This window comes from Candidatus Cloacimonadota bacterium (assembly GCA_012516855.1).
Classification (GTDB): Bacteria; Cloacimonadota; Cloacimonadia; order Cloacimonadales; family Cloacimonadaceae; genus Syntrophosphaera.
The window spans coordinates 14,566-37,478 of record JAAYWB010000045.1; the positions used below are offsets into that span (position 1 = coordinate 14,566).

Here is a 22,913-nt window from a genome sequence, read left to right on the forward strand (position 1 = left end):
AGCCCAAACCTACAGAAAGTGGGCAACAACCATTGCTAAACGGAACTGCCAAAAACCTAAAAACGAATCCTTGACAAATATCCCCAGTTGAAATACAAAGTTTTTTTCCTTAAATGGAGTAGAATATGCTTACTTGGGAACTACGAGCCACGGGGCGCGTCCAATTCGTCGGTTTCCGCAGATTCGCGCGGACTTGCGCTCTGCGGTGCTCGCTCACTGGCTGGGTTCGCAACCAGGGTGACGGCAGCGTGCTGATCGAAGCCACCGGGGACAGGGACAAGCTTGAGCTATTCTGCGAGCTGCTGCGTGCCGGCAACAGGTTTGTTGATGTGCGCGAGCTGCGCATCAGGGAACAAGACGAAACGGTTGTTTACGATGATTTTACGATACGATAAAAAGACCCGAAGCGGGACAGGCGGTCCGTGCCATCGCCGCGGGCCTGCATGGAAGCTGTCCATTGTGGTGTTGGCCTTACTGCTGCCGGTTTGGTTGGCGGCGGAGATGGTCACCCATAAGGTGCAAAAAGGTGACACTCTTTACTCGCTGAGCAAGAAATACCAGGTGTCTATCGAAGAGATTTGGGAATTGAACGGCCTTACCAGCAACAATATCGGTGTGGGGCAGGTTTTGAAGATTAAAAAAGCTGAGCCCGTCAAACCGGATTTCAAAACTCCCCCCGTCAAGCCCGCCCAGACAGAAACCTCTCCTTCTCCGCCGCCAGCGGAACCGCCCGACCATAGCAAACTCAACCTTCCGGACGATTACTACTACACTGTGCAGGCGGGCGAAACAGCTTTCCGCATAGCCGTAAACCACAAACTGACACCAAGTGATTTTCTACGCTGGAACAACCTTCCAGCTGAAAACCCGCCGATAAAACCGGGTGATCGCCTTATCATCAAGGACCCGGCAAGTTTTAACCCCGCGGAGGAGAAGCCGGCGGAACAGGGAGCCACAATCCAGGCCGCGACGCCTGCCCCGGCCGACACACTGCTGCTGGATCAGGTTTACGTGGTGAAGAGAAAAGACACCCTGTTCAGCATCGCCAAGGCCCACGGAACCACCGTGGACGACATCAAAGCCCGCAACAACCTCTCTTCCAACGACATCAGCGTGGGCCAGAAACTCTGGTTGACCGGAACTCCGCCTGCCGACCAGGCCTCCGGCTCAACCTCTAAGGTCCGCACTGATTGCATCATGCCAACCAATGGCAGGGTAACCTCGGAATTTGGCATGCGCCGTGGCCGTCCCCACAAGGGCATCGACATCGCCAACAAATCCGGAACGCCGATCTACGCGGTTTTGGACGGAGTGGTTGTCTATTCCGGGACTCAGCGCGGCTACGGGAATGTTGTCCTGATCGAGCATCCGAACTTTGTGATGACGGTTTACGCCCACAACGAAAAGAACTTGGTGAACGTGGGCGACCACGTGAGCCAGGGTCAGCAAATCGCCAGAATGGGCTCCACCGGAAATTCCACCGGCCCCCATCTGCACTTTGAATACCGTGTCAAGGGGACGGCTCTAAATCCCCGCAAGGTGTTGCCGTTATAATGTTTAAGGCAAACGGGTCCTAATGAACCGGGAAAATGTTTTTGCGGACCAGGCGCTGCAAAATTACCTGAAGGAAATATCCAAGTTTAAGGCCCTGAGCCGCGAAGAGGAATACGAACTGGGCGTCCGGGCCAAAGCCGGTGACCAGGATGCCATAAACCAGTTGGTGCAGGCGAACCTCAAGTTCGTAGTCAAGATAGCCGCCCGCTACCAAAACAGGGGCCTTTCCCTTTCCGAACTGATCAGCGAAGGCAACATCGGCCTGCTGAAAGCGATCGAGAAATTCGATCCGGAAAAAGACATCAAACTAATATCCTACGCCATCTGGTGGATAAAACAGCGCATCATGCTGGCTGTTTCGGAAAAAAGCTCCCTTATTCGCGTGCCTCTGGGCAAATCAAGCTCCGTCCACCGGGTGAAAGCCACTCGGGACCGTATGTACGCCGAGACCGGGCTCAAGCCATCCAATGAGGAACTGAGCGAAAAGATGAACATCACGGAGAAATCCATCGAACAGCTTCAAGACCAGATGGTCGAAACGACCTCATACGACGAACTTATCTCCTACGGTGATTTCCAGGAATTTACCACCCGCGACATGATCGCGGACGACGATTTGGTCGACCCTCAGCAGATTTATCACCGCGAACGCCTGCAGCATAAGATCAACCGGGCCATCGAAAAGCTGGACCAGCGCGAAGCTGACATCATCCGCACTTATTATGGCCTGAACGCCGGGCAGGAAACCCAGAACTTTGCCCGGATCGCTGAAAAGATGGGGCTTTCGCGGGAAAGGGTGCGCCAAATCCAGAAAGAAGCGCTGAAGAAAATTCTATCCGACCTCAAGCCAGAGGAGGATGCCCTGGTGGACGAATTTATAGAAAAATACAGCACCTGAGCCTGTCTCGGGTAGCGGAGAACAGACATGTATAAGAACTTCGACGAAATGGTGAGCGCCGTGAAAGCCAGCCGGCGCGGCACCGTGATCATTTCAGCCGCGCAAACGGAATCCGTTCTCGACGCGGCAATTCTGGCCAAACAGGAAGACCTGGCCGACTGCCTGCTGGTGGGCGACAAACCCAAAATCCTGGCCCTGCTGGAAAAGATGGCGCCCCAGCACACTAACTCCTTTGAGATCGTGGATATCGGCCCCGACCTGGTGAAAGCCGCCAAAGTGAGCGTCCAGCTTGCCCGGGAAGGCAAAGGCGACATTATCCTGAAAGGCAAGACTGACTCCGGCCAGCTTCTTAGGGCTGTTCTGGACAAGGAAAACGGCTTGCGCGTGAGCGACGTGATCTCTGACGTTCTAGCCTACGAACATCCCGAAGGCCTGAAACTGCTCACCGACGGCGGGGTTAACCTGGTCCCGGACCTCAAGGAGAAGGTGACGATCGTGAAAAACGCTGTCCAGGTGGCCCAAAGCCTGGGTTCCGAACTGCCAAAGGTGGCGATGATCACCGCTGTGGAAAAGGTTAACCCCAAAATGCCGGCCACGCTTGACGCCGCCATCATCTCAAGGATGAATGCCCGGAACCAGATCACAGGCTGTGTCGTGGAAGGCCCTCTCGCTTTCGACATCGCGGTGGACATCAACGCCGCCAGGATAAAGGGCATCGAATCCCCCGTCGCCGGGGTCGCGGATGTCTTCGTTGTGCCTAACATTGAGGCTGGAAACGTCTTCGGTAAGATGCTCACCTACTATTGCGGATTTCGCGTGGCGCACGTGGTGGTGGGCACCAAAGCCCCCATCCTCATCCCCTCCCGGGCAGATCGCGGTGAGCTAAAAATGCTCTGCATGGCGATGGCCCTGGCCTGCATGCACAAGTGATCCTGCGCGTTCTTCAGGTTGGCAAGACCAAGGAAGGCTGGCTGAAGGAAGGAATCTCCGAATACATGAAACGGCTGGCCCCTATGGTGAGACTGGAGGTGACGGATATAGCTGACGTGAGCCTCAAAACAGCCGGCAGCCCCGACGCCGTGAAAGCCAGGGAAGCCGCTCTGTGCCTGAAACGCCTTGCACCGGAAGATTTCTTGGTCCTGATGGACGAACGTGGCGAAGCTAAAACTTCGCTTGAATTTGCAGAGTTTTTGAATAACTTGTCTTCAGAGAAGTCGGTCGTTTTCCTGATCGGCGGAGTGTATGGCGCGCACGAAAGCCTGAAAACCCGGGCCAATGCTTGCCTGAGCCTGTCACCGTTGACTTTCACGCACCAGATGGCGCGGCTGCTTCTGGTTGAACAGATCTACCGCGCGCTGATGATCAACAATGGTAGAAGCTACCACAATTAAAAGTTTCAGAGGCCTCCGATGACCTATGCAATGCTTGCCACGACGATGCAAAACTTCACACAGTCCCTGTTGATCCTGCTGCAGGGGATGGGTGGAATCTTCCTGTTCATGGGCTTGTTTTACGGCCTGATCGTTGCCCTGGAGAAAATCTTCCAGGGAAAGAAGGAACAATGAATAAGTTCTATGCCGTACTGGCTTTCCTGCTGATTGCCTGCTCAGCTTTTGCTTCCGTACGGGTGCTGGAACGTTCAGCTAACCAGATTCTGCTGGAGTATCGGTTGGAAAGCTATAAACTGAGCGAAGTGGATGATATGCTTCGGGTGGACGTGGCCGGGATGGATTATGACATCCGCTCCGGCGCTCCGTTGCTGCCGCTGGAAGAAGCTCGGATTGCGCTTCCTCCCGGAGGCGAGGTCAACGCCGTGCTGATCAGCTCCAGCCAGAGCCAGGCCACACTTTCCAAGCGGTTGTTGCCTGTGCCGGAAGTAAGGCAGAACGAAGACGTCTCCTCGCATGTTTACAAAATCGATGAAAGCCTATATCTGAATGGCGCCAAATCCTTGCTTACAACCTCCGTCTCCACTTTCAGAGGTTTGGATTTTTGCGCTCTGCACATCCGCCCCTTTGCCTACGACGGGCGCTTCGGGCTCACCGTCACCGATCAGGCCATCATCCGGGTGGACATTTCCGGCGACACATCCCACCGGAGCCTGCCCCAGAGCGACGAACTACTGGATTTGTTCAGTGAAACCCTGATCAATCCCGGGCAAGCCCGCCAATGGCAAAAACAGACCAGTAACGCGGTTTTTTACTCTGATTTTTCCCGGGCGGATTACTGGTTTCGGCTGGAAACAGACCGCGAAGGAATGTTCCGCATCGACCCAGATCAACTGACGGGATTTCCACTTGCGGATATCGACCCCCGTTCGTTCCGCCTCTTCAGCAACGGAGGCAAGCTGCTTCCCTTCACGATCATCAACCCCGGCAACGAGTTTGTGGAGGTGCCCATCCGCGTTGTTGGCGAAGAAGACGGCAGCTTCGACCCCTGGGACTACATCGTTTTTTATGGCACAACCCGGGATGGCACAGAAAAGAACATCAGCCTGCAAAATAACCAGACATATTACAACCCATATTCCGGAAACACTGTTTATTGGCTCACCTTTGCCGGGGAATTCGGCGGAGACCCTCTGCGAATGGTAACTTTGCCACAGGAACATAGCTGGTATGCCCAGACCTCCAAATCCCGTGAATTGACCCGCCTGGAAACTGAAACCCATCGCCGTGAGATAATAGGCTTCGATTGGTATATGACCCGCATGTTCGGCAACTCCAATTCCGAGTACGAGTTCGAGCTTCAGTTGCCAGACCTGGATCCCTCCGCTGACCAGGCCCTTAGTTTCATCATTCGCCAGGAAGATACAAGTATAGACTCCCTCTGGCACAATATCAATGTCTTTGTGAACGGAGTGCCCGTGCAGGCGGATACTCTGGGCTCCACCAACTTCAAATGGAGAGGCTTGGGAGATTATCTGTTTTACAAAAATGTCTCCAGCTTCGTCAGCGGCCAAAACACCGTCCGGATAAGAGTGCTGAGAAATTCCACCGACAACCTTTTCCTGAACTGGATCACCGTTGACTACACCCGAACCATTAATAAAGGCAGCGGTCAGAATTTAGTGAACCAAATGGCCCTCAATTATGAGGTCCCCATCCGCTACAACCTTTCCGGCAGCGCCGACACCCGTGTGTACCGGGTAAATGGCCTGGCTGATGTGAAAATGGTGCCGCTCATGAGTTCCGATGGACAGAATTACTTTGTGAGCACTGGCTTCAGCAATACCAAATACTGGCTCAGTAATGATCATGAGCTCCACAGTCCCGTGATCGTTGGTTTGGTGGAAACCAACGATCTTGCCAGGATCCAGTCTCAATATGACAATGTGATCATCACGGCGGACGAATTTCAAACCCAGGCCCTGTCCTTGGCGGACATGTATCTTCAGGACTATGGCAAACGCAGTCTGGTGGTGAAGCAGAGCGACATCTTCAACCAGTTCAACGGCGGCCATCCTGACCCCGTGGCCCTGCGCCAGTTCCTGCGCTACGCTTGGTACAACTACCCCACGCCCAAGATAAGCTCCGTGACCCTGATCGGCCTTGGCACCAGCGACTGGCGCAACAATTCCAAGCAAGCCCAGGGAAAGAACAAACTTATCGTCTTCCAGCGTGGTTCGATCGCTTCGGACGACTATTTTGTGATGCTCACCCAGTCATTGTATCCCGAACTTACGATTGGGCGCTATCCCGTAACCAATTCCAACGAACTGGCGATTATGCTATCGAATAGGGAAAACTATGTACGCAACCCCCAGGGCGGCTGGTGGCGGAATTCCGCCGTACTGCTGGCTGACGACCTCTACAACAGTTCCGCCACTATCGAAACCATCCACAGCGTCCAAACAGAGGCAGCGGGGAATAATATCCATCCCAGCATCCTCACCGACAAGATCTTTGCCTGGGAATACGAATACGACGAGTTTCAGAACAAACCCGGGGCCAGAGATGACATGATGGCCGCCATTAACGAAGGCCGGCTGATCTGGCTCTACACCGGCCATGGCGCTTATGATAAACTGGGCGCAGAAGACTATTTCAACGGCGCTGCGGACATGGACCGATTCAACAATCAGGACAGGCTCCCCTTCTTCGTAGCATCCTCCTGCTCGGTTTGCCACTTCGACTACTGGGGTTTTGAAAGCCTGGGACAGAAAACCGTGATGATGGACAACCTCGGAGCCATAGCCTCATTTGCTGCCAGCCGCAGCAGCTCGCCTACCAGCAACGGCCCCATGATGAATCATTTGCTTGATAAACTCACCAACGGGCGCAACTCATTGGGCCAGTCCATCATGATAGCCAAGGTCCTCAACACGCAAAGCAACGATAACGACGCCACCTACATGCTGATGGGGGATCCCCTGCTGAATGTGGTTCCGCCAGTGCGCGATAGTCTGATGACCGTGTCTGGCCAGGCTGCACAGGGAGACACCCTGCACGCCAGGGACCTGGCCATCGTGTCCGGATCTTTTGCTTCCTCGCCTGTCAGCGGCACTTTTGAGATCAAAGCCTTCAATACCAAGAGGGAGTACGACTTGGGCTGGCATACCTTTGTCACCCAACGCGGCGCCCCTCTTTTTTCCGGCAGCGCCACTGTGACCGGAGGAGCCTACCAGACCGAATTCATCGTTCCAGACGATGTGACCCCAGGCAACAATGGCTTCATAGTTTCCTATGTCTGGGATCCCGCCCAGAAACAAGACTACACGAGCTACCACCATCCCCTGGCCCTCAGTGACGATGCCGTGACAGCCGAAAATCCCGATGCGCCGGAAATAAAACTCTATATTGGCAGTTACGATTTCCGCCCCGGCGACACCGTTGGCACCAACACCACGCTTTACGCCAGGATTTCGGACAGCAACGGGATCAATGTCACGGGTAGTTTTGGACACAATATAATGCTGATCCTGGACAACTCGCTCCAGCCTGTGCCAGTGACGGATTATTTCATCTATGACCTGGATTCCTACACCACCGGCCTACTCACCTTCCCCCTGACCGGGCTAAGCGAAGGTCCCCACACCCTCCAACTGATTGCTTTCGACAACTTTAACCTACCCGCCGTGGCCAGCGTTGAGTTCAACGTGAAGGAAAGCGGCGAACTGGCCATCGAACGCTTCCTCATCTACCCCAACCCCATGCAAAGCTCCACCAGCTTCACTTTCACGCTCTCCCGCGATTGCGACCTCACCTTCGACATCTACTCAGTCACCGGGAAAAAGATACACAGCTTCCAGACCAGCGGATGCCAGGGTTTCAACGCCATTCCCTGGGATGGCCGGGACAAACGGGGTGACCGTTTCGCCAACAACACCTATTTCGTGAAGGTACGCGCCTCCGTCGACGGTCTCAAGGCCGAGGCCACCGAATGCCTGGTGATCTATAAATAAGGATTTGCCCATGCTTTTGTACAACACCGCCAAGCGCGCCAAGGAGGAATTTGTTCCCATCACTCCGGGCCAGGTGAAAATGTATGTCTGCGGACCAACTGTCTATAACTACTTCCACATCGGCAACGCCCGCGCCTTTCTCACTTTTGACGTCCTCCGCCGCTACTTCGAGTTCCGCGGCTACAAAGTTGATTACGTGCAAAACATCACCGACATCGAAGACAAGATCATAGCCCAGTCACTTGAAGAGGGGGTATCCTACAAAGAGGTCGCGGACAAGTATGCCACGGCCTTTCTGGATGACAGCGCAGCCCTCGGCATCCGCAGGCCGACCCATCAGCCCCGTGCCACGGAAGTGCTTCCGGAGATCATCGCCGCCATCGCCGCCCTGGAAAAAAGCGGCCACGCCTACGAGGTGAACGGCGACGTTTATTTCGACACCGCCTCTCTGCCTGAATATGGCCAGCTCTCCGGCAAAAAGACAGAAGAACAGCTTCCCGGCGCCAGAGTGCTGGAAAACCTCCAGAAACGCAATCCAGCCGATTTCACGCTTTGGAAGGCCGGAAAACCCGGAGAGCCCGTCTGGAACAGCCCCTGGGGCGAAGGACGGCCAGGCTGGCACACCGAATGCGTGGTGATGGGCCAGAAGTATCTGGGCGAAACCTTCGACATCCACGGCGGCGGCGCCGACCTCATTTTCCCCCATCACGAGAATGAACTCGCCCAGGCCCTCGCCCTCACCGGCAAACCCCTGGCCAGATACTGGATGCACAATGGTTTTCTGAACGTTGATGGCGACAAGATGAGCAAGAGCCTCAATAATTTCTTCACCGCGCGGGACATCCTGGCTCGGCACAGCGCCGAGGCTATTCGCTTCTTCTTCCTCTCGAAGCACTACCGTTCCCCGATAGATTTCAACCGCGAAATCATCGAGGAATCCGAACGCGCGGTGAAGAACTTTTATGCTGCCCTTCGCGACATCGATTTCAAGAGCATAAACTCCGCCCCTGATGGCAGTTATGAATCTTCTGAACAGGCTTTCGTGGAAGCTATGGACGACGACCTGAACACCGCCAAAGCCCTCGCTGTGCTCTTCGACCTCGTCCGTCACTGCAAAAACGGGCAACTGCCAAGGCCACAGCGGGAGCAGGCAGCGTTGATGCTGGTAAGGCTGGGAGAGGTTTTAGGCTTCTTCTCAGATCTTTCCGAAAAGCTGAACACGGCTTTGCCAGACCTTTCCCGACAACTGGTGGAACTGCTGCTCACTTACCGCCGGGAAGCCCGCGAGAACAAGGATTGGAAACTTTCGGATCGGATCAGGGACGACCTGGCTTCATTGGGTGTGGAGTTGCGCGATACCCCAAGCGGCTGCGACTGGAAAATAAAAGATTAGGAGGCAGAAATGGCCATCGGTAAACGCAAAATAATCCTCATCCTCATCATAGCCGTCCTGGCGCTGGCAGCCGCTTTCATCCTGCTGCGGCATCTGCTGCCCGCCAGCCTGGACAAACCGGAAAGCATCGCCTGGAATGATTCAACCGGAACCTTCATGGTCTCAAACGTCGGCAGCGGAAAAATCCTAAGTCTCGAAGAAGAGGGACGCTACACCGTTTTCGCCAAGGGACTCAAAGCCCCTCGCGGCCTCAAAGTTGTGGATGAACTGCTATATGTAACCGACGACACCAGCATCGTGGCCCTGGACCTCAAGACCGGAGAACAAAAAGCCAACATCCCCATCAAAGGCGCTAAGATGCTCAACGACATTGAAAAGGACCATCTTGGCAAACTCTACATTACAGATACCAAGGGCAATTGCGTCCATGTGTTCGATCCTGGCACCAATCTCACCATCAAGCTTAGTTCTCCCCTGCTGAAAGCACCCAACGGCATCGTGTATGACGGCCCCCGCCGCCAGATGTTCATCGTTGGTCTCACCGAAGAATCGCCCATCCTGGCCCTGGACGTGAACACCCAGTCTTTCAGCGTTTTCAAAAACACCCTCTACAACGATTTGGACGGCATCGCCATCGACGACCTGGGCCGCATCTATTACAGTTCCTGGGGCGAAAAATGCCTGTTCATGATCCCCCAGGAACAGAACCGCACTCTGATCTGGCAATCTGATCTCCAGTCCCCGGCTGACATCTATTACCATAAGCCCACCAATGAAATCCTCGTGCCGCTGATGGAAAAGAACCAGATCCTGCGCTTCAAGGTGGATTGAGCCAGGTTTTGAAGCCAATCCAGAGTTTTTATCTTCTCTGGGGCCGGAGAAATCTCCCTGCCCGATTTCCCCTGCCCGTAACATGTCCACAAATATCTATATCGGAGTAGCCTCCAGCCATGACGTTTCTTGACTTCCTGAACCTTGTTGGCGGCCTCGCGCTCTTCATCTACGGTATGAACATGATGAGCGAAAACCTGCAGGCCGTGGCCGGAAACGAGATGCGCCGCATCCTCAAGAAGATCACCAACACACCCTTCAAAGGCGTTCTGGTGGGCGTTGCCATCACCGGCGTCATCCAGAGCAGTTCAGCCACCACCGTGATGCTCATCGGCCTGGTCAACGCCGGGATAATGACCCTGCAGCAGGCCGTCGGAGTGGTGATGGGCGCCAATATCGGCACCACCGTCACCGCCCAGCTCATCGCCTTTAACATCGGCGACGTCGCCCTGGCTTTCGTGATCGTCGGCGTGGTGGGAACCTTCCTCAAGCGCAGCCGCAGAATGGAACACTGGAGCCTGATCATTCTGGGCTTCGGCCTCCTGTTCGTGGGTCTGAACCTGATGTCAGCATCCGTCGCGGTCTTGAAGGATTCGTCTTTTGCCAGGCAAATTCTAGCCCGGGCGGCGGATTACCCTCTGCTGGCCATTCTGGCCGGAGCGCTCTTCACCATGATCATCCAGAGTTCCTCCGCTTCAGTGGGTATCGTGATGGTTCTGGCCACCAACGGCCTCATCTCCTTTGAGGGCGCCATGTATCTGGTTTACGGCGACAACATCGGTACCACGATCACCGCCTGGCTAGCCGGCTTGGGGGCGAACAACACTGCCAAAAGGGTGGCCCTGGTCCACACTTTGTTCAACATCATCGGAACGGTCGTCATCGCCACGCTCACCTATCAGGGAATTTACAAGGTTTTCATCAACGCCATCACTCCCGGAAACGTTTATCTGGGGGAAAACATGGGCCGCCATATCGCCAACGCCCATACCTTCTTCAACGTCCTGAACACTCTCTGGATGCTGCCTTTCGCCGGGCTCCTCGCCAAACTGGCGGAACGCATGATTCCCAAAGACCCCGAGGACCTGGTCTCCTTGGGCGAACCTAAACACCTGAACTACCATCTGATACACGATTCGCAGCTCGCCATCGACCAATCCATCAAAGAAATGCGCGAAATGCTGCGCCTCGTGCGCCTCGGCCTCTTCGTTTCCTATGAAGCTTTCCGAGACAAGAATTACAAAAAGCAAATCCGCGTATCCCGCATCGAAAGTGCCATCGACCACCTCCAGCGTGAAATCACCCGCTACCTGGTGACCGTGAACGAGCGCACCAACGCCCAGACGATCATCCAAAAAATCCCCGCCCTCCTCCACAGCGTGAACGACATCGAAAAGATCGGCGACTTCACCGAGGAGGTCAACCGCATCCTCAACTACCAGATACCTGCCCAAAAAGACAGCCTCTCCCCGGAATTCCGGGCCATGATAGACGACTTTCACAGCCGCGTTATCGAGATGCTGGACCTCTCCATCGAGTACATTGAGGAATTCAAGCCCGTTTACACCTTTAAGATAATTGAGCTCGAAGGCCGCATCAATGAACTGCACCACAGCCTCCGCGCCAAGATAATGAAACAGATCCAAAACGCGGCCTGCGACCCCGTTGGAGGGCTTAACACCATCGACTACATCGACGCCATGGAGCTCATTGCCGACAAGCTCAAAAACCTCGTAAAGGCCGGTACTTACAACTTCATCTACAACGTGGACATCCTGGAAACGGATGAGGACAACCATCCGGTAACGCCGAACAAAAGCTGAAGCTGCCAGTGGTTCTGTGAATAAGTCTAACTGGCTATATTAGAAGGCTTTCTTCCAACCACCTTTACGCCTTCTTAGCCGTCTCAAGTTTGCCTGCCCTTAGCTTCCCTCCATCCTCCCGCCTGAAATGCGGGAACTCCGCGGGAGGCGGATCTGTGGCGCGCGGAATGGGGTTAAGCAGGAAACGAAGTTGCGGTTCCCGGGGGACGGGGAAGGGTTAAAGAATTACCGCTGAAACCGCGGAAGGGTAAGGGGCTGAGGGCGGAAGGCGGAGCTTATTCCGGCTTCATTTGGGGGAAGAGGATAACCTCTTTGATGGAGTCGTTTTCGGTGAGCAGCATCACCAGTCGGTCGATCCCGATTCCGAGTCCGCCCATTGGGGGCATCCCGTATTCGAGGGCTTCGAGGAAGTCCTCATCAACGGTTTGGGCCTCTTCGTCGCCAAGGGCGCGGAGGGCGGCCTGGGCTTCGAGGCGGGCGCGTTGGTCGATGGGGTCGTTCAGCTCGCTGAAGGCGTTGGCGAATTCGTGTCCGGCGATCATCAGTTCAAAGCGGTCAGCGAGCAGGGGATTGTCGGCTTTGGCTTTGGCGAGGGGGGAGATTTCCTTGGGAAAATCGGTCACGAAAGTCGGCTGGACCAGCTTTTCCTCCACAAATTCCTCATAGATGAGGGCAATCAGTTTCCCCACTCCGGAACCGGGCGGGATTTCGATTTTCCGTTCCCTGCAGAAGGCGGTGGCTTTGCCCAAATCCATGTCTGCCAGGTCGATTCCGGCGTATTCTGCCACCAGCTCGGTCATCGGGGCCCGGGTGAAGGGTTTGGACAGGTCGATGCTATGCCCGCGGAAAACGAATTCCTTTTGGCTCAAGACGTCGATGGCCAGATGGCGGATGAGGTTTTCGGTGAGGTTCATCATCCCCTCGAGGTCAGAATAGGCCTCATAGACCTCGAGCATGGTGAATTCCGGGTTGTGGACGCGGTCCATGCCCTCGTTCCGGAAATCCTTGCCGAGTTCGTAAACGCTCTCGAAGCCGCCCACGATCAGGCGTTTGAGATATAGTTCCGTGGCGATCCGCAGATAGAGGTCGGTATCCAGCGTGTTGTGGTGGGTAACGAAGGGACGGGCGTTCGCGCCGCCGTAGAGGGGCTGGAGCACAGGGGTTTCGACTTCTGTGAAGCCGCGGGTGTCCAGAAAGACGCGGATGGCGGTGATGATCTTCGCGCGGCAGATGAAGACGTCGCGGTGGGAAGGGTTGAGCAGCAGGTCCAGATAGCGTTTGCGGTAGCGAAGCTCGATATCGGAAAACTCGTCGTAGCGAATGGTTTTCCCGTTTTCCACCTTTTCCTTCACGGCTGGCAGGGGCCGGATGTTCTTGGAGAGCAGCGTCACCCGCGCCGCTTTGATGGAATATTCGCCGGACTGGGTATTGAACATGGTCCCACTTATCTGAACGAAATCGCCGGGGTCACAGAGCTTGAAAAGCTCGTAGTTCTCTTCTCCCACAAGGTTTTGGGCCACGTAAACCTGGATCTTTCCGCTGGCGTCCTCAAGGTTTCCAAAACCCAGCTTGCCCTGGCGGCGCATGGCCACAAGGCGTCCCGCGAGCGTTACTTCGCGCTCCGAGGCGATCCATTCCTCCCGGCCTTCAAGCACCTCCGAGATGAGATGGGAGCGTTCCGACTTAATGGGATAGGGGTCTATCCCAAGTTCGCGCAACTTGGCCAGTTTCTGCTTGCGCAGCTTTACGAACTGGTTGTCCTTGGGCTGCATCTATATGGTCTATAAGTCTTTGAAAGGATTGTCGTCCGAGGTGTCCTGCTTCTGGCTGGCGTAGCGGCGCCATTCCTCATCGGCGCGGGAACGTCCGCCGCGGCGGGGACGGCTGGGGTCGTAAGGTTCGCGGGAATCGCGCCGTTCGTCGGAACGACGGTCGTCAGAGCGGCGGCGCTGTTCCACAAGCTCGCCGGGCTGGCGGTCGGTGTAGTCTAGGGTGAGGCGGTGGCCTTCGCGGTCGATGGCGGTTACCATGAGCTCAACCTCGTCGCCGGGCTTGAAATTGTCCTTGTCGCGAACCCTGGAGCGGGGCAGCAGGCCGGTGATGCCTTCGGCGATGGTTACAAAGACGCCGAAATTGGTGACGCTTTCAACCTTGCCGGTGAAGGGGGTTTCCAGCGTGACCACTTCGTCGATCTGGTCCCAAGGGTCGGCTTGCAGGGCGCGCAGGGAAAGGGATATCTTCTGGGTGTCGGCATCGATGCGCAACACCTGGACCTCCACGAAATCGCCTTCCTTGAGCATTTCGCGGGGATGGGAAACGCTGCGGTTGCGGCTCATTTCCGAAACGGGGATGAGGCCTTCCACGCCGGGTTTGATCTCTGCAAAGGCGCCAAAATTGTGGAGGCGAAGGATGCGGCAGTTGATGGTGTCGCCTTCCTTGATTTCCTTAACCAGTTGTTCAAAGGGGTTTTCCATCAGGGCTTTCATCGAAAGGGAGAGCTTTTCGCCCTTGATGTCCAGGATTTTCACTTCCACTTCCTGGCCCTGCTTGAGGACGTCCTGGGGCTTCACGACGTGCTGCCAGGAAATCTCGGAGACGTGCATCAGGCCTTCGATGCCGCCCAGATCGACAAAGGCGCCGAAGCTGGTCATGCGCATCACCTTGCCGGTTACGACGGAGCCGATCTCAAGCTTTTTGAGGGCTTCAGCCTTCCTCTCGTTTTCCTCGGCTTCCAAAAGCTGGCGACGGGAAACCACCACGCGGCGGCAATTTTCGGAACACTCGATCACCATGAAATCCAAGGTTTTGCCGATGTAGTCAATATTCGCGTCACCGCCCCGCATGCTCATCTGGGAAATGGGGCAGAAAGCGCGGGCGCCGAGGACATCGACGTTGAACCCGCCCTTGGTGACTGAGTAAACTTTGCCGGCAACCGGGATTTTGCGCTCGAAAGCGTCGAGTAGTGACTGTTTGTCCACATATTGCTTGGTAAGGCTTTTGCCGATGACGAATCCCTGGTCGTTGCTGTCAACGATGTAACCTTTGAGGGTGTCGCCGACGGCGTAGGGCAGCTCGCCCTTTTCGTCGGCAAATTCGCCGTTTTCGGCATAGGCGTCGAACTTGCCGCCCAGGCTCAGGATCATGTGATTGTCACCGATACTGATGATGGGGGCTTCAACGACGTCGCCTTTTTTGAATTCCGCTGTGGTTTGGAAAGATTCTTCGAGCATGCGAAGATATTCTTCCCGCATTTCTTTCAAAGCAGCTTTGCTGCTGGTTTCACGCACCTTGTCTGACATAACTATCTCCTAAGGACATTTCAGAAAGACCACGATTTCCGTGACCCCTTTTTTGTAAAGGATTTTTATTGCGGCAAAAGGACAGGGCAAGGATAAACATTCTGACCTGATGAACATTTCTCCCATGAAGAAAAGGGAGTTCAAAGAGTGCGTGGAGAGGTTGATAGACAGGGAGGCCGTATCAGTGGATGTTCAAAATAAACCAAACAGAGCACCCAATCTTTATATACTGGAAGGCAGCATCATGGAAACATAGAAAGCGCCGCAAGATACAAGTTAACCAATACTGCTCCAGCATGGTGGGGAGGCTTCTAGCATCCACACAATTACGAAAATTCACTACCCCGATTATTAGGGTGTGAATTTTGTGAATTTTCATCACCTCCTGGTGTTTTCCAACTACGCTGGAGTCGAGTGAGGAACAAGCTTCTACTACAGCAATTCCACTTGCTCTCATTTTCATAGGGATAAACTGATTAAACGGATTGACGGATTCTTGGTTCTCTTTTCAAATCGAGCTATTGATCGATGGAGACATTGACCTTCCACTCAGCCTGGCGTACAGCGAACGCAGTGAGCATGGACGCCAGAGACGGTGAAGTGACGGGGACAAACAGGCGGCTTGGCGGAATGGCTGAAAAATGAACTTGACTAAATCCTTTCCTGCTTTTCTAATGATTTAAAATACGTTTTAGGTAGTGAAATTGAGCAGTCTTCACCATCAGGTTTACCAGAGCTACATTCAATCGATGCACCGCTTCTGTCAGTATCCGGTGCTAGCTGAGGGCCTCCGGCAGGCGGAGCTTGGGATCCGCGTGAAACTTTTGGCCATCGGAAAGGCGGCTTGGAAAATGGCGGCTGTGAGCGTTAACGCCCTGGCAGAAAGGAACATTAAGGCCGAGGGGCTGGTGCTCACCAAGCCCGGCCTCAGCCACGGCGATATCCCCGGCCTGGCCATCCTCTCCGGTGGCCATCCGCTGCCTAATGAAAACAGCCTGGCCTCCAGCTCGCGAATCGCCGCCTGGCTGAAGAAACTGAGCGCCAAAGATGACCTGGTGATCCTGCTTTCCGGAGGCAGCTCCGCGCTCTTTGAACTGCTGCCCGAAGGATTCGACCTGGCCGACCTGGCCACGGAACACAAGCTCCTGCTCCACAGTGGAAAAGACATCGCCGAGATCAACCGCGGGCGCACAGGGCTTTCCCTAGTGAAGGGCGGCAGGGCTCTCGAACTCACCAAAGCCCGGAGGATAAAGGTTTTCGCCGTTTCCGACGTGGAGGGAAACGACCCCCAGGTATTGGGCTCAGGGCCGTTCACACCAGCGGAACCGGGTGAAAAAACAGCCGACGGCTGGCGCTATAAACTTTGGACCAAACAGATCGAATACAACATCGTGGCGGACAATCAGGGCTTTCGCGAACTTTTTGCCAAAGACTTGCGCGAAAAGGGCTTCCGGGTGCTGGTGGAAGAATCATTTCAGGGCCGTCCTCTGCCCAAGCTGGCCAACCAAATCAAAGAGATCCTGCGGCGGACAAGGAGTCCCAGATACAGGCTGCGTCCGCCCTTCATTAAAATCCTGGGCGGCGAGTCACCGCTGAAAGTGAGCGGCGAAGGCCTCGGCGGCCGCTGCAGCCATCTGGCGCTGATGCTGGTGCGCTATCTGGCCAAACAGGAGGAAACTGCCCTGTTTTGCTTCGCCACCGACGGCTGCGACAACGTTTCCGGCAGCGGCGGAGCCTGGTCCGACAGCAACACCCTGGCCCAGCTCAAGGCCGCGGGAATCAACCTCGCCGCCGCCATCAGGAAGTGCGACAGCTATACCGCCCTGAAATCGGTCAACCACCTCCTCCCCGCCCCGCTTCTCGCCACCAACGTGAACGACATCCACGTCCTCAGCGTGGGCTACAGCCTGCAAAGCCCCTGTCCATCCAGGGACTGGGAAGCGATGGATATCTTTGACGAATTGGTCTGACACCCCCATACCACGATGAGAAGATTGGCGCTGCTCCTCACTTTGCTTCTGGCTTTGGGCTGGACCTGGCTGCCGGCGCAGGAGGAAACCGAGCTTCCCGCGTCCGTGGCTCCCGCCGATTCGTTGCTGAAAACCCCGGCCCCAGAGGATTCCCTATTTTACGCAGCTGACAGCCTGGCCTACAACCACGCGCTGGAACAAATCCGTCTCTACGGCAACACCAGCATCACCTACCAGACTTTCGAGATCAGTAGCGATTCGCTTTTGGTGGACCTCAAAAACAACCTCGCCTTCAGCCAGGGCAACACCGTGATGCGGGACGGCGACCAGATCATCCTGGGCGACGACGTGGCCTACGACATAGACAGCCAGACAGGTTCTCTTTCCGGCGGTATCAGCCGGATGGAGAAAAGCTACTACACAGGCGAGGAAATCCGCAAAATCAGCTCCGATGCTTACGACGTGGACAACGGCAGCTTCACCACCTGCGAGAACGAGGAGCCGGATTTCTGGTTCACCGCCAAAAAGCTGCGGATTTTCCGGGGTGACAAAATCGTGGGCAAACCTGTGGTCGCCTACGTGAACCACCTGCCCGTCTTCTATTTCCCCTTCATCGTGGTGCCGCTCCAAAGCGGACGCAAACCGGGTTTCCTGATTCCCCAACCGGGCTACAACAACATCGACGGTAAGTTTTTCCGCGATATCGCCTGGTATTATCCCTACAAAGACTACGCGGACCTCATCCTGAGCCTGGACCTTTACGAGCGGACAGGCTGGCGCGCTGAGCTCCAGCTTGACTACCTGCGCCGCTATCTACTGAACGGCAGCCTCGACGCTGCCTTCCAACGCAGGTCAGGCGGCAGCCAGACCTTCAACGACTGGTCGCTGCAAGCCACTCACCATCAGGAATTGGGCAACCGTGCCACCTTCGACGCCAACGTGGATTTCGTAAGCAACAAACGCATCTGGGAAGGAAGCTCCGACATCGACGAAAGCCTGGCCCAAACGGTCACCTCCTCCCTTTCCTACCGCCAGCCGCTGCTGGGCTCGTATCTGAACATCGGAGCATCCTACACCGAAGACCTGATCAACAGTCGCGGCACGATCTCGCTGCCCTCGGCCTCTTTCGCCCTGCCCACCCGGCCGCTCTATGAGCTTTTCTACAAGCCGGAACGCAGCTCTGACGCCTGGTGGAGCAACCTCAACTACAGCTACAACCTGCGCCTGGACCACAGCGGCAGCCTTTACTCCAGCGACCGTCAGTTCATGGATTACGTCTGGAACAACCGCTTCGCCCCGGGGGATTCAGTCTGGCACAACTTCGGGATCAAGCACCAGCTTGGCCTTTCCTACAACTGGAAGGCCTTCGGCTGGCTGGGTCTGCAGCACGGCGCCCGCTACAACGAGGCCTGGTTTGACCGCGACAAAAACGGCAACACCCTGGTACGCGGCAACGACTACAACGCTTACACCAACGCCAACTTCAACATCTACGGCATCCGCAACTTCAAGAAGGGCTGGCTCAAATCCCTGCGCCACATCGTCACGCCCAACGCCGGGATAAGCTTCAATCCTGATTTCAGCGCCAATTCACGCTTCTACAGCTTCGGCGGGGTCGGGCTGCTCAATTCCGCCCGCTCGGCAAATCTCAACCTTTCACTGGACCAGAAATGGCAGATCAAGTTCGGCAAAGACGACCGCAAGATAAACGATGTGTTCAGCCTCAACAGCCGCAGTTCGGCCAATCTGCTGAATCCTTCCGCCAAGCCCTTCCAAACCATCTCACACACGGCGGCTTTCCGTCCCGGCAGCTTCAGCCTGGGCAACCTCAGGTTTCCCGGCACCAAAACGAAGCTAGAAGGGCTTTCTCTGGCCTATTCTGCCCAGTTCAGCCTGAGCCACAGCCCCTACGGAGTGAGCTGGGACGACTGGAAAATCAGCAACCAGTATTTCTCCCAGGGCCTCACCCTAACAGGCTCCGCGCCCTATCAGGATTATTTTCCCAAAGCCAAAAACCGCATTTTCGACCCCTACCAGAAAGCGGACAGCCTCCAGTTTTTCGCGCAGACGCTCTCCGAAGCCGAATCCAGCAACACCTGGAGGATAGCCCTTTCCCACGATTTGAGCGCCACTGCCGACCTTTTCGACCCCATTTCCCAAAGCCTTCGTCTGGATAGCTCTTTCCGCCTCACCAAAAACTGGAGCGTGGCTTATGGCAGCTATTTCAACCTGAAAACCGGAGAACAGCTTTCACAGTCCATCCGAGTTTCCCGCGACCTGCACTGCTGGAAGCTTGAACTCAGCTACACCCGCCGCAACGATTACTGGGAGTACAAAGTGGCGCTGTTCAACCTGGCCCTGCCGGACGCCCTGAGGTTCCAAACCAGTGACAGCAAAAGCTTTTAGGCGTGCGGTTTTCCTGGACCGAGACGGCTGCGTCAGCCCGGACGAGTTCGGCTATATCAGCGACCCCGCAGGCTATCAGCTCTACCCCTGGACCGGAGAGGCTTTGCGCCTGCTGCGGTCCCTGGGCTACCTGCTCATCCTCGTCACCAACCAGTCAGGCATCGCCAGAGGCTATTTCGACATTCCAGCCCTGAACCGCGTGCACGACAGACTGCAAGAGCTTTTGGCGGCGGAGAAGGTGAAACTGGACGGCATCTACTTTTCCCCCTATTTCGCCGACGGCAGCGTTGCCCCCTACAACATCGAGCACGAGGACCGCAAACCGGGGCTGGGAATGTTCCGCAAAGCCCGGCGCGCACACAGGATAAATCCCGGCCAATCCTGGATGATAGGAGACAGGCAAACGGACATCACTTTCGGCAAGAACGCGGGCCTAAGCTCCATCCTGCTTCTCACCGGCAACGGCGCCCGGGAAATGCTTTCCGGCCTGCAAGACTGGCCGCGGCAGCCGGATTACATCGCCGAAAACCTGCTCACGGCGGCCAAACTGATCGAACTTCTCCGCTGATGAAGACCCGCGGCTCTTTCAGCCAGAGAAAGTTCCAAAGCCTTTCCCCTTCCGCCCAGGTCAAGGCTCTGGACAAGCTCGCGTCTTTCCTGGAAAAATCACTTGCTGGCAGAGAACCGGCTTCCGAATTGACCTCACACGTGCTGGAATGCGTCTCCTGGATGGCTGAACCCGTGCCGGAGAACGTTCTCAGGCTTTCCCAGGACCTGGCATCCGCCGCCGCGACCAGGGAGGCCCAACTGGCGATAACCCGCTTCAAAAGTTCGCTGGGCCAATCTTTCAAGGATAACCAGATACCCCTCAAACGAGGGGACGGACCCCGCTTCGCCGACCTGAACACCCTCGAGCGCGCTGGCAAGGTCATCCTCATTCTGGACAACCTCCGTTCAGCCTTCAACGTGGGTTCGATCTTCCGCAGCGCTGAGTGTCTGGGCCTTTGCAAAATCTGGCTTTGCGGAGTAACCGCCACCCCGAATGACCACGCTTTGCGGAAAACCGCCCGGGGAACCGCCTCCCGCATCGACTGGAGCCACTTTGAGGAAACGGCGGAGGCGGTGAAACAGGCCAGAGCCGAAGGATACCGGGTTTACGCCCTGGAAATCTCAGCCCAGGCGGAATCCGTCTTCGCGGAGGATTTTCAGCTCCCCCTCGCCCTGGTGCTCGGAAACGAAAGCCTGGGCATTTCAAACGAAATTCTGTCCCTTTGCGACCGGACGGTTTGCCTGCCGGTCCAGGGCTGGAAAAACTCGCTCAACGTGGCCGTTGCCTGCGCCGTATGCGCCTACCAGATCGTGTTCGGCTGCCCATCCAGCCATTGAAAGGGATTTGACTAATCCACAACACTTCTCCAGCTTCCTGAACTAACCGGCCTGTTCCAAACAGGTTTCCCGGTAGTCAGACCCTTAGCGCTCTCTTTTATCCCTGTCGCATGCCTCCCGTAGAATACTCGCATCAAGTGCGGCCATTGTGCGGAAGGCGAGACAGGAACGCAGGAAAGGGCCTTAACGGCCAAGCAGCAATGCTTCCTTCCTCTGATTATCAGCCTTGCTCCCCTCCACCGTGAATTTCAGCCAAAGAAAAACCCCGTCGTTTGACGGGGTTCTGATAACCTATTGGAGTTTATGGCTCAGTTGAATCTAAGCACCACAAATTGCTCTGTCTTGTTGCGGTCCTGCACGTAGAGGATGATTGTGTTGCGTTCGTCCTTCCGCATTTTATCGATGGCGGCGTTGATGGCGGCGCTGTATTCTTCCGGGCTGTTCACCTCGGTATTTCCCACCTTGAGGACCACGAAGCCAACCTGGATCCCTGCCTTGGAAGCCGGGGAATTGGATTCGATGGCGCTCACGATCACGCCTTTGCTCGCCTTGATGTTGTTGCGCTGGGCATAGGCGCTGTCGGTGGCTTCCACGCTGATGCCTGCTCCGCTGTCCGGGGCTGCTGCTTCTTCAGTCTCGGCCACGGTGTCCTCGGGGAAGTTGTCGAGCTGGATGTAGAGGGTTTTGACCTTATCCTCGCGGATGATTTTCACCGGAACCTTGGTTCCCACCTTGGAAGTGGCCACCGCGATGCGGAACTTGGAAACGTTGGGCACCTTTTCACCGTTGAATTCCAAAATCACGTCGCCAACGGAGAGGCCGGCCTTGTGGGCAGGTGAATCTATTTCAACCTTGGCCACCAGAACTCCTGAAACCTCAGGCAGGTTGAGGGCTTCCATCAAGTCAGCGGTGATTTCCTGGGGCGCGATGCCGATGTAGGCGCGGGTCACCTTGCCGTTGGCAACAAGGTCTTCCACCACTCGTTTGGCCAGGTTCACCGGAATCGCGAAGCCGATGCCGATGTTGCCGCCGGAGGTGCTGGTGATGGCGGAGTTGATGCCTATCACCTCCCCGTGTATGTTCAAAAGGGGGCCGCCGCTGTTGCCGGGGTTGATGGCGGCGTCGGTTTGGATGTAGTCCTGATAAATGGGGGAATTGCTGCCGAAATTGAGGTTGCTTCTGCCGATGGCTGAGATCACGCCGAGGGTTACGGTGCGGTCCAGGCCCACGTCGCCAAAGGGATTTCCGATGGCGATGGCCCAGGAGCCGATTTCCAGGTTGGCAGAGTCGCCCAGCGGGGCAATGGTGATCTTTTCCCCTTCCTTGACGGTGATCTTGATCACGGCCACATCGGTGTTAGGGTCCAGTCCCACCACCGTGGCGGTGTAATTGACCTTGTCGGCCAGGGTGACGGTGATGGTGCCTTCCTTGCCTTTCTCCACCACGTGGTTGTTCGTCATGATGAAGGCTTCGCGGGTTTGGGGATTGTATTCATACACGAAGCCGCTGCCCATCGAGGTTACGGGGCGTTGCGTCTCCTTGGGCTGCTGGGGAAAGAAGTAGCGGAAGAAATCGTCGTCGAAGAAGGGGTTTCTGAAATTCTGGACGGTGACCTTGGATTCGACCTTGATCTGCACCACGGATTGGCGCACCTGGCGAACCACCTCGACCACTGGATTGGGCTCACTGCCCCAAACAGTGGCGCTGCTGCCGGCAGTCTGGCGGAACCGGGGCACATCGTCTGAACGAAGGTCTTTGGTCTGGGCCACGGCGCAAGACATCAAGCTCAAGACCGCCAACAGGGTGAATATACGTTTGAATACTTTCATCTTTTCTCCTGAAACCGGAAACCAACGGTTCCCGGGCATATTGGGGTGTAAAAATAAAAAACCAATCACATAGCGCTTCAAGTGCTGTTCCCGAACATAATAATCGACCCCTACGCCGCG

17 protein-coding genes are annotated in these 22,913 nt (G+C 55.8%); 14 read left to right on the forward strand and 3 right to left on the reverse strand.

Going from position 1 to position 22,913, the window contains the following annotated elements; all coding sequences use genetic code 11:
* The first annotated feature begins 125 nt into the window (after positions 1 to 125).
* The 10 genes from GX466_04280 (at position 126) to GX466_04325 (ending at position 11,903) form a co-directional block, all read left to right on the forward strand.
* A complete protein-coding gene (locus GX466_04280; GenBank protein ID NLH93419.1) occupies positions 126 to 395 on the forward strand; it encodes an acylphosphatase in 270 nt (89 codons plus the stop codon).
* Positions 376 to 1,554 carry a LysM peptidoglycan-binding domain-containing protein gene (locus tag GX466_04285; GenBank protein ID NLH93420.1) on the forward strand — a complete coding sequence of 393 codons (1,179 nt, stop codon included), beginning with the start codon at positions 376 to 378 and terminating at the stop codon, positions 1,552 to 1,554. The genes GX466_04280 and GX466_04285 overlap by 20 nt, the downstream gene beginning before the upstream one ends.
* Positions 1,555 to 1,576: 22 nt before the next feature.
* Entirely contained in the window at positions 1,577 to 2,452 is an 876-nt protein-coding gene (locus tag GX466_04290; protein NLH93421.1) for an RNA polymerase sigma factor RpoD/SigA, read from the forward strand.
* A 27-nt stretch (positions 2,453 to 2,479) separates the two neighbouring features.
* On the forward strand, positions 2,480 to 3,382 hold the full coding sequence (locus GX466_04295) for a phosphate acetyltransferase (protein NLH93422.1): 903 nt from the start codon (positions 2,480 to 2,482) through the stop codon (positions 3,380 to 3,382).
* Positions 3,379 to 3,843, forward strand: coding sequence for a 23S rRNA (pseudouridine(1915)-N(3))-methyltransferase RlmH (locus tag GX466_04300; GenBank protein NLH93423.1), 465 nt, complete (start codon positions 3,379 to 3,381; stop codon positions 3,841 to 3,843). Before GX466_04295 ends, GX466_04300 begins: the two co-directional genes overlap by 4 nt.
* Positions 3,844 to 3,861: 18 nt before the next feature.
* The gene (locus GX466_04305) at positions 3,862 to 4,017 is read left to right on the forward strand and encodes a hypothetical protein (GenBank protein ID NLH93424.1); all 156 of its coding nucleotides are present in this window, start codon (positions 3,862 to 3,864) and stop codon (positions 4,015 to 4,017) included.
* The gene (porU, locus tag GX466_04310) at positions 4,014 to 7,856 is read left to right on the forward strand and encodes a type IX secretion system sortase PorU (GenBank protein NLH93425.1); all 3,843 of its coding nucleotides are present in this window, start codon (positions 4,014 to 4,016) and stop codon (positions 7,854 to 7,856) included. The genes GX466_04305 and porU overlap by 4 nt, the downstream gene beginning before the upstream one ends.
* A 10-nt stretch (positions 7,857 to 7,866) precedes the next feature.
* Positions 7,867 to 9,249, forward strand: a complete 1,383-nt coding sequence (locus GX466_04315; GenBank protein NLH93426.1) for a cysteine--tRNA ligase — start codon at positions 7,867 to 7,869, stop codon at positions 9,247 to 9,249.
* 9 nt (positions 9,250 to 9,258) lie between these two features.
* The gene (locus GX466_04320; protein ID NLH93427.1) at positions 9,259 to 10,080 is read left to right on the forward strand and encodes a hypothetical protein; all 822 of its coding nucleotides are present in this window, start codon (positions 9,259 to 9,261) and stop codon (positions 10,078 to 10,080) included.
* Positions 10,081 to 10,199: 119 nt separating this feature from the next.
* Entirely contained in the window at positions 10,200 to 11,903 is a 1,704-nt protein-coding gene (locus tag GX466_04325; protein NLH93428.1) for a Na/Pi cotransporter family protein, read from the forward strand.
* 275 nt (positions 11,904 to 12,178) lie between these two features.
* Here GX466_04325 and lysS read toward each other — a convergent pair whose 3' ends face one another.
* Together lysS and GX466_04335 are read right to left on the reverse strand one after the other, a co-directional pair.
* On the reverse strand, positions 12,179 to 13,675 hold the full coding sequence (gene lysS, locus GX466_04330) for a lysine--tRNA ligase (GenBank protein NLH93429.1): 1,497 nt from the start codon (positions 13,673 to 13,675) through the stop codon (positions 12,179 to 12,181).
* Positions 13,676 to 13,684: 9 nt separating this feature from the next.
* Positions 13,685 to 15,202, reverse strand: coding sequence for a S1 RNA-binding domain-containing protein (locus GX466_04335; protein ID NLH93430.1), 1,518 nt, complete (start codon positions 15,200 to 15,202; stop codon positions 13,685 to 13,687).
* A gap of 704 nt (positions 15,203 to 15,906) precedes the next feature.
* Here GX466_04335 and GX466_04340 point away from each other — a divergent pair.
* Genes GX466_04340 through GX466_04355 form a run of 4 tightly spaced genes read left to right on the forward strand, consistent with a single transcriptional unit; the run spans position 15,907 to position 20,964 of the window.
* Positions 15,907 to 17,172: a DUF4147 domain-containing protein gene (locus GX466_04340; protein NLH93431.1), complete on the forward strand. Its 1,266-nt coding sequence runs from the start codon at positions 15,907 to 15,909 to the stop codon at positions 17,170 to 17,172.
* 24 nt (positions 17,173 to 17,196) lie between these two features.
* Positions 17,197 to 19,578 carry an LPS-assembly protein LptD gene (locus GX466_04345; GenBank protein NLH93432.1) on the forward strand — a complete coding sequence of 794 codons (2,382 nt, stop codon included), beginning with the start codon at positions 17,197 to 17,199 and terminating at the stop codon, positions 19,576 to 19,578.
* Positions 19,559 to 20,146 (forward strand): HAD family hydrolase, encoded by a 588-nt coding sequence (locus tag GX466_04350; GenBank protein NLH93433.1) that lies wholly within the window; start codon positions 19,559 to 19,561, stop codon positions 20,144 to 20,146. Before GX466_04345 ends, GX466_04350 begins: the two co-directional genes overlap by 20 nt.
* Entirely contained in the window at positions 20,146 to 20,964 is an 819-nt protein-coding gene (locus GX466_04355; protein NLH93434.1) for an RNA methyltransferase, read from the forward strand. Before GX466_04350 ends, GX466_04355 begins: the two co-directional genes overlap by 1 nt.
* 308 nt (positions 20,965 to 21,272) lie before the next feature.
* On the opposite strand, the gene GX466_04360 is transcribed toward GX466_04355, so the two are convergent.
* Positions 21,273 to 22,793 (reverse strand): Do family serine endopeptidase, encoded by a 1,521-nt coding sequence (locus tag GX466_04360; GenBank protein NLH93435.1) that lies wholly within the window; start codon positions 22,791 to 22,793, stop codon positions 21,273 to 21,275.
* Positions 22,794 to 22,913: the final 120 nt, after the last annotated feature.

Bases quoted from the DNA above. Each gene is read 5' to 3' on its own strand.
- GX466_04280 (NLH93419.1), top strand. From the start codon at position 126: ATGCTTACTTGGGAACTACGAGCCACGGGGCGCGTCCAATTCGTCGGT.
- GX466_04320 (NLH93427.1), top strand. From the start codon at position 9,259: ATGGCCATCGGTAAACGCAAAATAATCCTCATCCTCATCATAGCCGTC.
- GX466_04285 (NLH93420.1), top strand. From the start codon at position 376: ATGATTTTACGATACGATAAAAAGACCCGAAGCGGGACAGGCGGTCCG.
- porU (NLH93425.1), top strand. From the start codon at position 4,014: ATGAATAAGTTCTATGCCGTACTGGCTTTCCTGCTGATTGCCTGCTCA.
- GX466_04315 (NLH93426.1), top strand. From the start codon at position 7,867: ATGCTTTTGTACAACACCGCCAAGCGCGCCAAGGAGGAATTTGTTCCC.
- GX466_04325 (NLH93428.1), top strand. From the start codon at position 10,200: ATGACGTTTCTTGACTTCCTGAACCTTGTTGGCGGCCTCGCGCTCTTC.
- lysS (NLH93429.1), bottom strand. From the start codon at position 13,675: ATGCAGCCCAAGGACAACCAGTTCGTAAAGCTGCGCAAGCAGAAACTG.
- GX466_04305 (NLH93424.1), top strand. From the start codon at position 3,862: ATGACCTATGCAATGCTTGCCACGACGATGCAAAACTTCACACAGTCC.
- GX466_04360 (NLH93435.1), bottom strand. From the start codon at position 22,793: ATGAAAGTATTCAAACGTATATTCACCCTGTTGGCGGTCTTGAGCTTG.
- GX466_04335 (NLH93430.1), bottom strand. From the start codon at position 15,202: ATGTCAGACAAGGTGCGTGAAACCAGCAGCAAAGCTGCTTTGAAAGAA.
- GX466_04290 (NLH93421.1), top strand. From the start codon at position 1,577: ATGAACCGGGAAAATGTTTTTGCGGACCAGGCGCTGCAAAATTACCTG.
- GX466_04295 (NLH93422.1), top strand. From the start codon at position 2,480: ATGTATAAGAACTTCGACGAAATGGTGAGCGCCGTGAAAGCCAGCCGG.
- GX466_04355 (NLH93434.1), top strand. From the start codon at position 20,146: ATGAAGACCCGCGGCTCTTTCAGCCAGAGAAAGTTCCAAAGCCTTTCC.